Consider the following 12,130-nt stretch of genomic DNA (forward strand, 5'->3'; position numbering starts at 1 on the left):
CTTGTCTGGAATACAAGACCGACGTCCGATATTTCGGACAAACGGTTCGGGAGACGGAAATGACAGGGATTACGCGACGTCTGTTCAACACCGCCCTCGGCACGACGCTTGCCGTTGGTGGACTTTCCTCCGGTGTCCTGGGGACCTGGACCACCCCTGCGCAGGCCCAGCAGGGCGGCGCGTCGGTCGTCACCGTCGCCACCATCGGCGAGCCGCCGACGCTGGACCCGGTCGGCACCACGTCCGATCTGGTCAGCATCATCACCCAGCACATGTTCGAGACGCTGTTCACCTTCGACGGCGACTGGAAGCTGGCCCCGCTGGTCGCATCGGCCCTGCCGCAGGTGTCGGCGGACGGCAAGACCTACACCATCCCGCTGCGCAGCGGCGTCACCTTCCATGACGGCAGCACCGTCACGGCCGACGACGTCGTCGCCTCGCTCGACCATTGGACCAAGGCCTCGCCGCGCGGCAAGACCGTCGCCCCGCTGGTGGAGAGCATCGCGGCCAAGGGCGCCGACGCCGTCGTCATCGCGCTGAAGGAACCCTTCGCGCCGCTGACCGCGCTCCTGGCGATGAACAACGGCGCTGCGGCCATCGTGCCGAAATCGGTGATCGACGGGCCGGGCGCCCTGAAGTCACTGGTCGGCACCGGCCCCTACAAGCTGCTGGAGCACAAGCCCGACCAGTATATCCGGCTGGTGCGCCACGACGGCTACGCCTCGCCCGCCGGCACGCCCAGCGGCTATGCCGGCAGCCGCAAGGCCACCATCGGCGAGGTGCGCTTCGTTCCGGTGCCGAACGCCGCCACCCGCGTTTCGGGCGTCCTGGCCGGCCAGTACCAGTTCGCCGACAGCCTGCCGGCGGAAACCCTGCCGCGCATCAAGGACGCCGCCGGCGTCAAGCCGGTGATCGTCAAGCCCTTCGGCTTCCCGCTGATGATCATGAACACCAAGACCGGCGTCATGGCGAACCCGAAGGTGCGTCAGGCGGTCCTGGCGGCGCTGGAGCCGAACGACATGCTGCTGGCCGGCCTCGGCGATCCCGCCTTCGTCCAGGCGGAGGGGTCGATCTACGCCCAGGGCACGCCCTATTACGACGCGGCCAGCGCCAAGCCCTACAGCGACCATGCGGCCGGCAAGGCTGCGGAGCTGCTGAAGGCCGCCGGCTACAAGGGCGAGCCGATCCGCATCATGACCTCGGTGCAGTACGAGTTCCTGTACAAGATGAGCATGGTCGCGCAGGCCCAGCTCGAACTCGCCGGCTTCAAGGTCGATCTCCAGGTGCTGGACTGGGCGACGCTGCTGCAGCGCCGCGGCGACGACAAGGGTTGGGACGCCTTCTTCACCTACCACACCTTCGTGCCCGAGCCGTCGCTGATCACGGTGCTGAACCCCAGCTATCCCGGCTGGTGGGACAGCCCGGCCAAGCGCGAGGCGCTGGCCGCCTTCAACCGCGAGATGGACCCGGCGGCCCGCAAGACGAAATGGGTGACGCTGCAGACGCTGTTCTACAGCGAGGTGCCCAGCGTCAAGGTCGGCGAGTTCTACAACCTCGCCGCCAGCAGCGACAAGCTGACCGGCTACACGCCGACCCCGTGGCCGTTCTTCTGGAACACCGACCTGAAGAGCTGAGGGCGGCTGAAAGCTTCCTCTCCTGAATACCCCCTCTCCCCCCCGGGGAGAGGGGATCCATCCCAGGACCGCAATCATGCTCGTCTACATCGTCCGCCGGTTCGCCGGCATGATGATCGTCATGCTGCTCGTCGCCATGGTGGTCTTCGTGATCGCCCGCGTGGTGCCGGGCGACCCCGCCGCCGTCATGCTGGGCTCCTCCGCCACGCCGGAGGATGTCGCGGCCCTGCGCGGCCGGCTCGGGCTCGACGAGCCGCTGCTGACGCAATTCCTGCTCTATCTCGGGCAGATCGTCCGCTTCGACCTCGGGGAATCAATCTTCCTCAACCGGCCCGTTGCCCAGGCGCTGGCCGAACGGTCGGAGCTGACGGCGCTGCTGACGATGATGTCGGTCGGCATCGCCATGCTGATCGGCGTGCCGGTCGGCATCCTGTCTGCAGCCAAGCGCGGCGGCCTGATCGACCAGACGGCCGTCGGGCTTGCCATGCTGGCGGCCAGCGTGCCCAGCTTCTGGATCGGGCTGACGCTGATCAAGTATCTGGCGGTCGACCATTCCTGGTTCCCGGTCGCAGGATATGGCCCGCCCGATGCCGACCTGATGGAGCGGATGCGCCATCTGGTGCTGCCGGCAATCGCGCTCGGCATTCCCAATTCGGCGCTGATCCTGCGCTTCACCCGCACCAGCATGCTCGACGTGCTGAGCCATGACTATGTCCGCACCGCGCGGGCCAAGGGGCTGCCGCCGCTGGTCGTGGTGCTGAAGCATGCGCTGCGCAACGCGATGATCCCGATCCTGACGGTGATCGGCCTGACCACCGCGGTGATGATCGCCGGCGCCATCGTGACGGAGACCGTGTTCGGCCTGCCCGGCGTCGGCAACCTGATCGTCTCGGCCGTGCTGCGCCGCGACTATCCGGTCATCCAGGGCGCCCTGCTGGTGGTGTCCGCCATCTATGTGCTGATCAACCTGACGGTCGACCTGCTCTATGCCGTGGTCGATCCGCGGGTCCGTTACTGACGAGGGAGGGTTTCCATGGCAAGCGTTCCCGCCGATCCCGGCGCCGTTCCCCTTCCCTCCTCCGCCCCATCCCCCAATGGGCCCCAGCGCAGCCGGTCGCCCTTCGCCCTGCTGATGCGCCAGCTGTTCCGGCGGCGGCTGGTGGTGCTGTCCTTCCTGGTCATGGTCGCCATCCTGGCGGTGGCGCTGCTGGCGCCCTGGATCACCCCCTTCAGCCCGATGAAGATGGACATCCTCGGCCGGCTGAAGCCGCCGTCGGCCGCCCATTGGTTCGGCACCGACGAATATGGCCGCGACGTGCTGTCCCGCGTGATGCTGGGCGCCCGGCTGTCGCTGCTGGTCGGGCTGCTGGTGGTGGTGGTGGCGACGCTGCTCGGCACGCTGCTGGGGCTGGCCGCCGGCTACATCCGGCCGCTGGACGGCGTGCTGATGCGGCTGACCGACGCGCTGATGGCCTTTCCCGACATCCTGCTCGCCATCGCCTTCATGGCGGCGCTCGGGCCGTCGCTCTACAACGTCGTGCTGGCGCTCGGCATCGTCTACACCCCGCGCGTCGCCCGCGTGGTGCGCGCCGCCTGCCTGGTGGTGCGCGAGATGCCCTTCATCGAGGCGGCGACGGCGCTCGGCGCCTCCACCCCGCGCATCGTCTTCCTGCACATCCTGCCCAACCTGATGTCGCCGATCCTGGTGCAGGCGACCTTCATCTTCGCCTACGCCATCCTGACGGAGGCGGCCCTGTCCTTCCTCGGCGTCGGCGTGCCGCCGACCACCCCGACCTGGGGCAACATGATTGCCGGCGCCCAGCAGTATTTCCAGCAGGCCGACTGGCTGATCCTGTTCCCCGGCTGCGCCATCGTCCTGACCGTGCTGTCGTTGCAGATCGTCGGCGACGGGCTGCGCGACGCGCTCGACCCCCGGCTCCAGAAGGCGAAGTGAGATGAGTGCCTCTGCCATCCTCATCCGGGGTGCCCGCGTCATCGACGGCACCGGCGCCCCCTGGTTCCCCGCCGACGTGCTGGTCGAGCATGGCCGCGTCGCCGCCGTCGGCCCGAGGCTGGAGGCGCCCGGCGCCGACCTGCTGGAGGCGCGAGGCCGCTTCCTCGCCCCCGGCTTCATCGACGCCCATTGCCACGACGACCTGATCCAGCTGCGCCAGCCCGGCCGGCCGGAGAAGGTGGCGCAGGGCGTGACCACCGTCGTGGTCGGCAACTGCTCCTTCGGCCTCTACCCGCAGAGCCCGGCCAGCGCCGGCCCGCTCCGCGAGCATTTCGGCAACCTGCTGGGCACCGTCGCCTCGGAGGAAACCTTCGCCGATTTCACCGCCTACCGCGCGGCGCTCGACGGGCGCGGCACCGCCATCAACCTCGTCTCGCTGGTCGGCCATGCCGCGCTGCGCCTCGCCGTCATGGGCTGGCAGAACCGCGCCGCCACGGCGGAAGAGCGCGAGGCGATGGCGGCCCTGCTGGCGGACCAGCTGCGCCAGGGCGCGCACGGCCTGTCGCTCGGCCTCGTCTACCCACCCAGCGCCTGGGCCGACCGCGCCGAGCTGGTGCGGCTGGCGGAAGTGGTGGCGGCGCATGGCGCGCTGTTGACCGCCCATGTCCGCTCCTACGAGGGCGGGTTGATCGCCTCGGTCGACGAATTCCTGGAGCTGCTGAAGGCCGGCGGGGCGAGCGGCCTGCTCTCCCACCTGCAGGCCGCCGGACGGCCCTATTGGGGCAGCCTTCCGCGGGCGGTGGAACGGCTGGAGATCGCGCGCAAGGACGGCACCGACGTCAGTTTCGACATGTACCCCTACCCGGCCGGCTCCAGCACGATCCTGCAGCTGCTGCCGCCCTCGGCGCTGGACGGCGGGGTCGACGCGCTGCTGGCCCGCATCGCCGATGCGGACGGGCTGGCGGCGCTGCGCCGCGCGGTCGAAGAGGGCGAGGCGCCACTTGACGCCGGCTGGGAATCCAAGATCCGCCTGATCGGCTGGGAGAATGTCCGCATCGGCGGCGTCGGCGAGCCGGACCTGCGCAAGCTGGAAGGGCTGTCGCTGGCCGAGATCGCCGAGGTGGCGGCGGAGCCGCCCTTCGACACGCTGGTCCGGCTGATCCGCGCCGACCGCGGCCGGACCAACATCGTCATGTTCCAACTGGCCGAGGCCGATCTGGAAACCGCGCTGTCGCACCCGCTGCACATGCTGGGTTCCGACGGGCTGCCGCGCGAGACCGGCAAGCCGCATCCGCGCGCCTTCGGCAGCTTCCCGCGCTATCTCGCCCGCGCCATCAAAGGCGAGGGGCAGCTGGGGCTTGAGGATGCGGTGCGCCACATGACCGCCGTCCCGGCGCAGCGCTTCGGCCTGTCCGACCACGGGCTGGTCCGGCCGGGCATGGCGGCCGACCTCGCCCTGTTCACCGCCGACGTGGTGGACCGCGCGACCTTCCAGGACCCGACGCAGCCGCCGCACGGCATCACCGACGTGCTGGTCGCCGGGCAGTTCGTTCTGCGCGACGGCGGGCACACCGGCGCACGGCCGGGCAAGGCGCTGGCCCGCGCCTGACAGGTCAAACCATTTCCATACTCACTTTCCATACCAATGAGGACCCGATGACCAACCGCAAGCCGATCTTCGCCGAAAAGGGTGCGAAGCCCGCCGGCCAGTACAGCCATGCCATCGTCGCGAACGGCTTCGTCTATGTGTCGGGCCAGGGGCCGCACCATCCGGAAACCGGCGCGCTGCCCGAGGATTTCGCCGGCGAGGTTCGCCAGACCCTGCGCAACCTGGAGATCATCCTGAAGGCCGCCGGCACCGACCTCGCCCATGTGGTGAAGGTGAACAGCTACCTCAGCGACCTCGGCCGCTTCCAGGAATACAACGCGCTCTATTCGGAGTTCTTCCCGACCGAGCCGCCGGCCCGCACCACCATCGGCTGCGAGCTGAACAACATCCAGGTCGAGATCGACTGCATCGCCGTCCTGCCGTCCGCCGGGTAAGATCGCGTGCCTCCGGCCGATCCCGTCCCGTTGACGGCCGGGATCGGCCCATTCCCTTCATTCCGCGTTCCGGAGCAGTCCAATGCGCGTCGACGACCTCGACACCCCCGTTCCCGTCATCGACCTCGACCGGGTCGAGCATAACCTTGCCAAGATGCAGGCCTATTGCGACCGGCACGGGTTGGCGCTGCGCCCGCACATCAAGACCCACAAGCTTCCCCAATTCGCGCTCCGCCAGATCGAGCTGGGTGCCGTCGGCATCACCTGCCAGAAGATCGGCGAGGCGCTGGTGATGGCCGAGGCCGGCTGCACCGACATCCTGCTGACCTACCCCATCGTCGGCGCCGCCAAGGTCAAGCCGCTGGCCGAGCTGGCCGGCAAGACCAGGCTCAGCGTCGCGCTCGACAACGCGGTGGCGCTCGACACGGTGGCGGCCGCCGCCGCCGAGGCCGGGGTCGAAATCGGCATCCTGGTCGAGTTCGACAGCGGCGACGGCCGTTGCGGCGTGCAGGCCCCGGACGAGGTTCTGGCGCTGGCCCGCCGCGCCGCCGGCAACGGGCTGACCCGCTTCCGCGGCCTGATGACCTATCCGCGCGGCCCCCGCACCGTGCCCTTCGTCGCCGAGACGCGCGCCCTGCTGGACGGCGCCGGCATCGCGGTGGAGACGGTGTCGGTCGGCGGCACCCCCGGCTGCTGGGACACCCACGAGCTTCCCGGCGTGACCGAGCTGCGCGTCGGCACCTACATCTATCATGACCGCGCCACCGTCGGCGCCGGCGTGGCGACGCTGGACGAATGCGCCGTGCATGTCCTCGCCACCGTGGTCAGCCGCCCGACATCCGACCGCGCCGTCCTGGACTGCGGCAGCAAGACGCTGTCGAGCGACCGCGTCGCCCCGTCGGTCGGCGACGGCTACGGCCTGATCCTCGATTACCCCGACGCGGTGATCGTCCGCGTCAACGAGGAGCATGCGGTGGTCGATCTGAGCAAGTGCGAGGCAAGGCCCGCCATCGGCGACCGCGTGCGCATCCTGCCCAACCATGTCTGCGTGGTGACCAACCTGCACGACCGCATGGCGGTCTCCCGCAACGGCGAGGTCGTCGGCGACTGGCCGGTGCCGGCCCGCGGCTGCACGCGCTGACCCGAACCCGCCGATCAAAGTTCCGGATTTCCGCCATGGACGCTGACATCACGCTCGACATCCGCAACCTGCAAACCCACTTCACCGCCGATCCTGGCGTGTCGAAGGCGGTGGACGGCGTTTCCTTCGCCGTCCGCCGCAACGAGACGCTGGCCGTCGTCGGCGAATCCGGCAGCGGCAAGTCGGTGACCAGCCTGTCGGCGATGCGGCTGATCCCGTCGCCGCCCGGCATCATCGCCGGGGGCGAGATCCTGTTCCGCGGCCGCGACGGCCAGGTGCGCGACCTCGCCCGCCTCAGCGAGCGCGCCATGCGCAGCGTCCGCGGCAACGAGATCGGCATGATCTTCCAGGAGCCGATGACCTCGCTGAACCCGGTCTACACCGTCGGCGACCAGATCGGCGAGGCGCTGCGCTACCACCAGGGCCTCGACCGCAAGGAGGCGCGGGCCGAGGCGCTCGCCATGCTGAAGAAGGTCGGCATCCCGGCGGCGGACCGGCGGCTGGACGAATACCCGCACCAGATGTCGGGCGGCATGCGCCAGCGCGTGATGATCGCCATGGCGCTGGCCTGCCGCCCCACCCTGCTGATCGCCGACGAGCCGACGACGGCGCTGGACGTGACCATCCAGGCGCAGATCCTCGATTTGATGCGGCGCCTCCAGGAGGAGACCGGCACCTCGATCCTGTTCATCACCCACAATCTGGGCGTGGTGGCGGAGGTGGCGCACCGGGTGGTGGTGATGTATGCCGGCCGCATCGTCGAGGAGGGCGACGTGCGCTCCCTGCTGAAATCGCCCAGGCACCCCTACACCCGCGGGCTTTTGGCCTGCATGCCGCATCTGGGCCAGCGCCGGGGCGACGGCGGCCGGCTGCACGCCATCCCCGGCAGCGTGCCGAGCCCGGTGAACCGCCCGGCCGGCTGTACCTTCGCCCCGCGCTGCCCGCTGGCCGAGCCGGCCTGCACCGCAACCGAACCCCTGCTGGAGCCGGTCGGCCCCGACCATTCCGCCCGCTGCCGCCGCTGGAGAGACGTGCAATGACCGCCGAAGTTTCGACCGCCGCTGTGTCGACCGCAGATGTTTCTGCCGAACAGCCCCTGCTGAGCGTCCGCAACCTGGAAAAGCGCTTTCCGGTGCGCGGCGGGCTGCTGCAACGACCGGTCGGCTGGGTCAAGGCGGTGGACGACCTGTCCTTCGACCTGAAGCGCGGCGAGGTGCTGGGGCTGGTCGGCGAGTCCGGGTCGGGCAAGACCACGGCGGGGCGCAGCATCCTGCGGCTGATCGAGCCGACCGGCGGTTCCATCCGCTTCGACGGGCAGGAGATCACCGGGCTGGCGACGGCGGAGATGCGGGCGCAGCGCCGCCGCATGCAGATCGTCTTCCAGGATCCCTATGCAAGCCTCGACCCGCGCCAGCGCGTGCGCGAGGTCATCGGCGAGGCGCTGGTGATCCATGGCATCGGCAGCCGCGCCGACCGCCGCGACCGCGTGGCGGCCTTGCTGGAGAAGGTCGGGTTGAGCGCCGACGCGATGGACCGATTCCCGCACGAATTCTCCGGCGGCCAGCGCCAGCGCATCGGCATCGCCCGCGCGCTCGCGGTGGAACCCGACTTCATCGTCGCCGACGAGCCGGTGTCGGCGCTCGACGTCTCGGTGCAGGCCCAGGTGGTGAATTTGCTGGGCGATTTGCAGCGCGAGCTGGGGCTGGCGGTGCTGTTCATCGCCCATGATCTGGCGGTGGTGCGCTACATCAGCGACCGGGTGGCGGTGATGTATCTCGGCCGGCTGATGGAGATCGCGCCGAGCGACTCTCTCTACGAGCGCCCGCGCCATCCCTACACCATGGCGCTGCTGTCGGCGGCTCCCGACCCGGACCCCGACGCGCCGAAGTCCCGCATGCTGCTGGACGGCGACGTACCGAGCCCGATGAACCCGCCGTCCGGCTGCGTCTTCCGCACCCGCTGCCCCTTCGCCCTGCCGGCCTGTGCTGAACCGGAAGCGCGGGCGCTGCGGGAGGTGGCGCCGGGGCATTCGGTGGCGTGCATTCGGGATGATGTGGGGGTGGGGTGAGTACCAGTTTTGCAGCAGAAGCGAATACCTGTACTGATGATAAGAATGTTACAATATGTTAGAAGAAAAATGAGGATTTTCCAGCATTAATGGAAGAATAGGCGCTGTTTTTCATCAATATCATTGATCACGCGCGGGGGAATGGGCGTTGTGCGTTCAACTCTCCCGCCCTGTTCTGCGTCGAATGAGATCAGCGTGCGTGTGACGCCGCTCTGTCAAAAGCTCAGGAAATATTAATTTTTGAAGGCAGCGCGCGACAATTAGCTCGAGATCACGAACAGCATCGACATGGTATTCGACGTAATATTTTTCATATTTGCTGGATTCGTAAACATTTGGCGCGCCGCCGTGAACTACGCTCCCGCGCAGCCCCAGCATCAGTCGGATGCGATCCTTGGTATATTCCGGCCCCATTTGCGGGCCTACAGCGTCTACCACAGCCTGTGTGGCCAGATTTTGGTCGCCGAAGATGGCATCAATGGCGGCGAACAGAGTTGGGAAGCGTTCAATTGCATCTTGATTCCATGAACGGTAGTAGTATTCCAATGCACGCAGATGTTTGCGATCAACTGTTGCGGGCGAGGCAATTTTTCTGGCTAATTCGGCCAGCCAAGATTGATCGTCGGCATTGATCACAAGGTCCGTCATCAGCGGTGGAGTGTGAGGTTCTCCAAAGGATAGAGAATATGCCTGCTCAAAAATCACATGGCCGCCGAACATCTTCCGACCGCTGAACATGTACCGCTCCATATGATGCGGAAGGAGCGCTACCGCTCCCAGAACTGCGGCACGGATTTGACGGGCAGCATCGAGCGTCGGGGCTCGTACACCCAGCCATGCCGTCGGCGCCTCTCTTCGGCCAGACCATTCCTCCACTGGCGGGAAGCTATTGGGGGTCAGAGTAAGGTTGACATCGCCAACTTGAGAGAGGAGATCTTCCGGCGCGCCCAGAAAAAAGGAAGCTGCGTCGAATTTCTTTAAAACTTTTACCGTAACGAGGGGGAAGAGGGCCGTCAGCCGCGGCTCTATGAAAAATTCAGAATTAGACAATGAGCCAGAAAACGCTCTGATCTGATCCTGCGATAGATGCTCACTGTAGGAACAGTCAAATATGTTTGGAATATTCTCGCCAAGCAACAAATGATATTGTTCCTTCACGAAATTCACCAGACGGTTTTCAATGGCATCTATCGAAAGCGAACGAAGGTGCGACGCTCCGTGTTTCCGCAGATATAGCGCCGCCCGCAGCAGATGCGCGGCTTCAAAGTTCACCTCAACGGCGCGGCCTCCGATAAAGACTGGCAATCCCGGCTCATTAAAAAAGAAGGACAAATGGCGACGATTTGCATGCCTGTTCCTGTACATACAAGATAACAGCAAAATTGCAATTTCATGCGGATGATCGACCATGCGATCCTCACCATTGTTAATAGATTAATGTTATAACGACCCTACACTCTTCGCGCAAATCAAGAACTGATCGCTTCCATCACCAAGCTGGTTATAATCAATTTGCCTACCTGAGTGTCTGCACTGGTCCATAAGCCAACACAGTCCAACCGCGTCCCCATAAAGGCCCTCACCCCCGCCGCGCCGCCTCAATCGCCGCCACGTCGATCTTCGTCATCCCCATCATCGCCTCGAACGCCCGCTTGGCCTCCTCCCCGCCCGCCGCAAGCGCATCCGTCAGCACGCGCGGCGTGATCTGCCAGGAAATGCCCCAGCGGTCCTTGCACCAGCCGCAGGCGCTCTCCTGGCCGCCGTTGCCGACGATGGCGGTCCAATAGCGGTCGGTCTCTTCCTGGTCGTCGGTGGCGATCTGGAACGAGAAGGCCTCGCTGTGGGTGAAGGCCGGGCCGCCGTTCAGGCCGAGGCAGGGGATGCCGGTGACGGTGAACTCGACCGTCAGCACGTCGCCCGCCTTGCCGGACGGGTAGTCGCTGGGGGCATGGTGGACGGCGGTCACCGCGCTGTCAGGGAAGATCCCGGCGTAGAAGCGGGCGGCGGCTTCGGCGTCCTTGTCGAACCAGAGGCAGATCGTGGTCTTGGCGACGGCCATGGCGTGTCCTTTCGCGCTGAAACCCAATCCGGCCCGGGGCCGGCCCCTGCGGGCCGTTGCCCGGCCTATGCCCGCGTGCCGCTCAATAGGGTTTTACCACCACCAGCGTGACGATGGCGATCATTCCGGCGATGACCGCGAGGGGGGAAAAGCGCAGCAGGCCGGAAACCGGAGGGCGGCCCGGTTCGGGAAGCTGCCGCAAGGCGCGGGCAAGCCTGCCGTGGAGGGCGGACAGGGCGACGACGACGGCGATCTTGGTCGCCAGCCACGGCTCAGCCCCCCAGCCACCCTGGAACACCAGCGTCAGGCCGAGAATCCAGGCGAGCCCCATGGCGGGCGAGGTGACGCGGCGGTCCCAGCGGCTCACCGCGCGCAGGATGCGGGACGGCGCCCCGTCGGCCGCGGTCTCGGCATCCAAGGCGCTGATCAGGACGGCGGCGACGAGCATCCCGCCGATCCAGACCGTCACCGCCGCAACATGAAGCCCGATGAGCCAGATGTAATCCACGATTGCCTCTCACCCCGACATGACCGGTGCCCCGCCCCGGCGATGGGACGGGCGCGTCGGGAGAGAGGCACCGAAGGCGGCGGCGGATGCAAGCGTCTTTCGGCCGCCCCCTTCCAACCGGCTCCGTCAGCCGGCCGGCACCACCCAGGGCCGCGCTTCGGCATCCGCCCGGTCGTAGGCGTCGATGGCGTCCTGCTGGCGCAGGGTCAGCGCCACGTCGTCCAGGCCGGCGATCAGGCATTCCTTCTTGAACGGGTCGATGGCGAAGGTCAGGGCGAGGCCGTCGGGGTCGGTCAGGGTCTGCGCCGGCAGATCGACGGTGACGGCGGCGCCCGGCGTCCGTTGCAGCCGGCGGCGGAGCGCGGCGACCGTCTCCTCCGGCAGGACGACGGTCAGCAGGCCGTTCTTGGCGGCGTTGGCGGCGAAGATGTCGCCGAAGCTGGGGGCGACGACGCAACGGAAACCGCCATCAACCAGGGCATAGACCGCCCCCTCGCGCGAGGAGCCGCAACCGAAATTGCGGTCCGTTACCATCACCCGGGCGCCGGCATAGGCCGGATCGTCCAGCGGGAAGCCCGGCTTGCGCTCGTCCCGGAACAGGAAATTGCCATAGCCGGCGCTGCGCGGCTTCTTCAGGAAACGGGCCGGCAGCAGCTGGTCGGTGTCGATGTTGGCGATGTCCAGCGGCAGCGCCGGGGCGGTCAGGGTGACGAAGGGCTCCAT

Annotated in this window: 12 protein-coding genes; 8 read left to right on the top strand and 4 right to left on the bottom strand. The window is 67.3% G+C overall.

The genetic code is table 11. From position 1 onward, the window contains the following. Nucleotides 1-59: 59 nt before the first annotated feature. From ABMY26_RS02885 to ABMY26_RS02920, 8 genes are all read left to right on the top strand, one after another. A complete protein-coding gene (locus ABMY26_RS02885) occupies nt 60-1,634 on the top strand; it encodes an ABC transporter substrate-binding protein (RefSeq protein ID WP_372394965.1) in 1,575 nt (524 codons plus the stop codon). 76 nt (nt 1,635-1,710) lie between these two features. After that, nucleotides 1,711-2,652: an ABC transporter permease gene (locus ABMY26_RS02890; protein WP_372394966.1), complete on the top strand. Its 942-nt coding sequence runs from the start codon at nt 1,711-1,713 to the stop codon at nt 2,650-2,652. Between the two features lie 15 nt (nt 2,653-2,667). Continuing rightward, the gene (locus ABMY26_RS02895) at nt 2,668-3,588 is read left to right on the top strand and encodes an ABC transporter permease (protein WP_372394967.1); all 921 of its coding nucleotides are present in this window, start codon (nt 2,668-2,670) and stop codon (nt 3,586-3,588) included. 1 nt (nt 3,589) lies between these two features. Further along, entirely contained in the window at nt 3,590-5,197 is a 1,608-nt protein-coding gene (locus ABMY26_RS02900) for an amidohydrolase family protein (RefSeq protein ID WP_372394968.1), read from the top strand. Nucleotides 5,198-5,244: 47 nt separating this feature from the next. After that, nucleotides 5,245-5,631 carry a RidA family protein gene (locus tag ABMY26_RS02905; RefSeq protein ID WP_045582934.1) on the top strand — a complete coding sequence of 129 codons (387 nt, stop codon included), beginning with the start codon at nt 5,245-5,247 and terminating at the stop codon, nt 5,629-5,631. An 82-nt stretch (nt 5,632-5,713) separates the two neighbouring features. Next, nucleotides 5,714-6,772 carry a D-TA family PLP-dependent enzyme gene (locus tag ABMY26_RS02910; RefSeq protein ID WP_372394969.1) on the top strand — a complete coding sequence of 353 codons (1,059 nt, stop codon included), beginning with the start codon at nt 5,714-5,716 and terminating at the stop codon, nt 6,770-6,772. 35 nt (nt 6,773-6,807) lie between these two features. Then, nucleotides 6,808-7,812: an ABC transporter ATP-binding protein gene (locus tag ABMY26_RS02915; protein ID WP_372394970.1), complete on the top strand. Its 1,005-nt coding sequence runs from the start codon at nt 6,808-6,810 to the stop codon at nt 7,810-7,812. Next, complete coding sequence (locus tag ABMY26_RS02920) at nt 7,809-8,840, top strand: ABC transporter ATP-binding protein (RefSeq protein WP_372394971.1); 1,032 nt, start codon at nt 7,809-7,811, stop codon at nt 8,838-8,840. The genes ABMY26_RS02915 and ABMY26_RS02920 overlap by 4 nt, the downstream gene beginning before the upstream one ends. A 156-nt stretch (nt 8,841-8,996) precedes the next feature. Here ABMY26_RS02920 and ABMY26_RS02925 read toward each other — a convergent pair whose 3' ends face one another. The 4 genes from ABMY26_RS02925 to leuD form a co-directional block, all read right to left on the bottom strand. Beyond that, complete coding sequence (locus tag ABMY26_RS02925) at nt 8,997-10,250, bottom strand: hypothetical protein (RefSeq protein WP_372394972.1); 1,254 nt, start codon at nt 10,248-10,250, stop codon at nt 8,997-8,999. 169 nt (nt 10,251-10,419) lie between these two features. After that, entirely contained in the window at nt 10,420-10,899 is a 480-nt protein-coding gene (locus ABMY26_RS02930; RefSeq protein WP_372394973.1) for a VOC family protein, read from the bottom strand. A gap of 82 nt (nt 10,900-10,981) precedes the next feature. Beyond that, the gene (locus ABMY26_RS02935; RefSeq protein WP_372394974.1) at nt 10,982-11,407 is read right to left on the bottom strand and encodes a CopD family protein; all 426 of its coding nucleotides are present in this window, start codon (nt 11,405-11,407) and stop codon (nt 10,982-10,984) included. Nucleotides 11,408-11,533: 126 nt separating this feature from the next. After that, nucleotides 11,534-12,130, bottom strand: coding sequence for a 3-isopropylmalate dehydratase small subunit (leuD, locus tag ABMY26_RS02940; protein ID WP_372394975.1), 597 nt, complete (start codon nt 12,128-12,130; stop codon nt 11,534-11,536).

It is taken from the genome of Azospirillum sp. HJ39, assembly GCF_041507355.1.
In the GTDB taxonomy this organism is placed as follows: Bacteria; Pseudomonadota; Alphaproteobacteria; order Azospirillales; family Azospirillaceae; genus Azospirillum; species Azospirillum thiophilum.

Excerpts from the sequence above, each read along its gene's own strand:
- ABMY26_RS02885 (WP_372394965.1), top strand. The coding sequence starts at position 60 with ATGACAGGGATTACGCGACGTCTGTTCAACACCGCCCTCGGCACGACG.
- ABMY26_RS02890 (WP_372394966.1), top strand. The coding sequence starts at position 1,711 with ATGCTCGTCTACATCGTCCGCCGGTTCGCCGGCATGATGATCGTCATG.
- ABMY26_RS02895 (WP_372394967.1), top strand. The coding sequence starts at position 2,668 with ATGGCAAGCGTTCCCGCCGATCCCGGCGCCGTTCCCCTTCCCTCCTCC.
- ABMY26_RS02900 (WP_372394968.1), top strand. The coding sequence starts at position 3,590 with ATGAGTGCCTCTGCCATCCTCATCCGGGGTGCCCGCGTCATCGACGGC.
- ABMY26_RS02905 (WP_045582934.1), top strand. The coding sequence starts at position 5,245 with ATGACCAACCGCAAGCCGATCTTCGCCGAAAAGGGTGCGAAGCCCGCC.
- ABMY26_RS02910 (WP_372394969.1), top strand. The coding sequence starts at position 5,714 with ATGCGCGTCGACGACCTCGACACCCCCGTTCCCGTCATCGACCTCGAC.
- ABMY26_RS02915 (WP_372394970.1), top strand. The coding sequence starts at position 6,808 with ATGGACGCTGACATCACGCTCGACATCCGCAACCTGCAAACCCACTTC.
- ABMY26_RS02920 (WP_372394971.1), top strand. The coding sequence starts at position 7,809 with ATGACCGCCGAAGTTTCGACCGCCGCTGTGTCGACCGCAGATGTTTCT.
- ABMY26_RS02925 (WP_372394972.1), bottom strand. The coding sequence starts at position 10,250 with ATGGTCGATCATCCGCATGAAATTGCAATTTTGCTGTTATCTTGTATG.
- ABMY26_RS02930 (WP_372394973.1), bottom strand. The coding sequence starts at position 10,899 with ATGGCCGTCGCCAAGACCACGATCTGCCTCTGGTTCGACAAGGACGCC.
- leuD (WP_372394975.1), bottom strand. The coding sequence starts at position 12,130 with ATGGAGCCCTTCGTCACCCTGACCGCCCCGGCGCTGCCGCTGGACATC.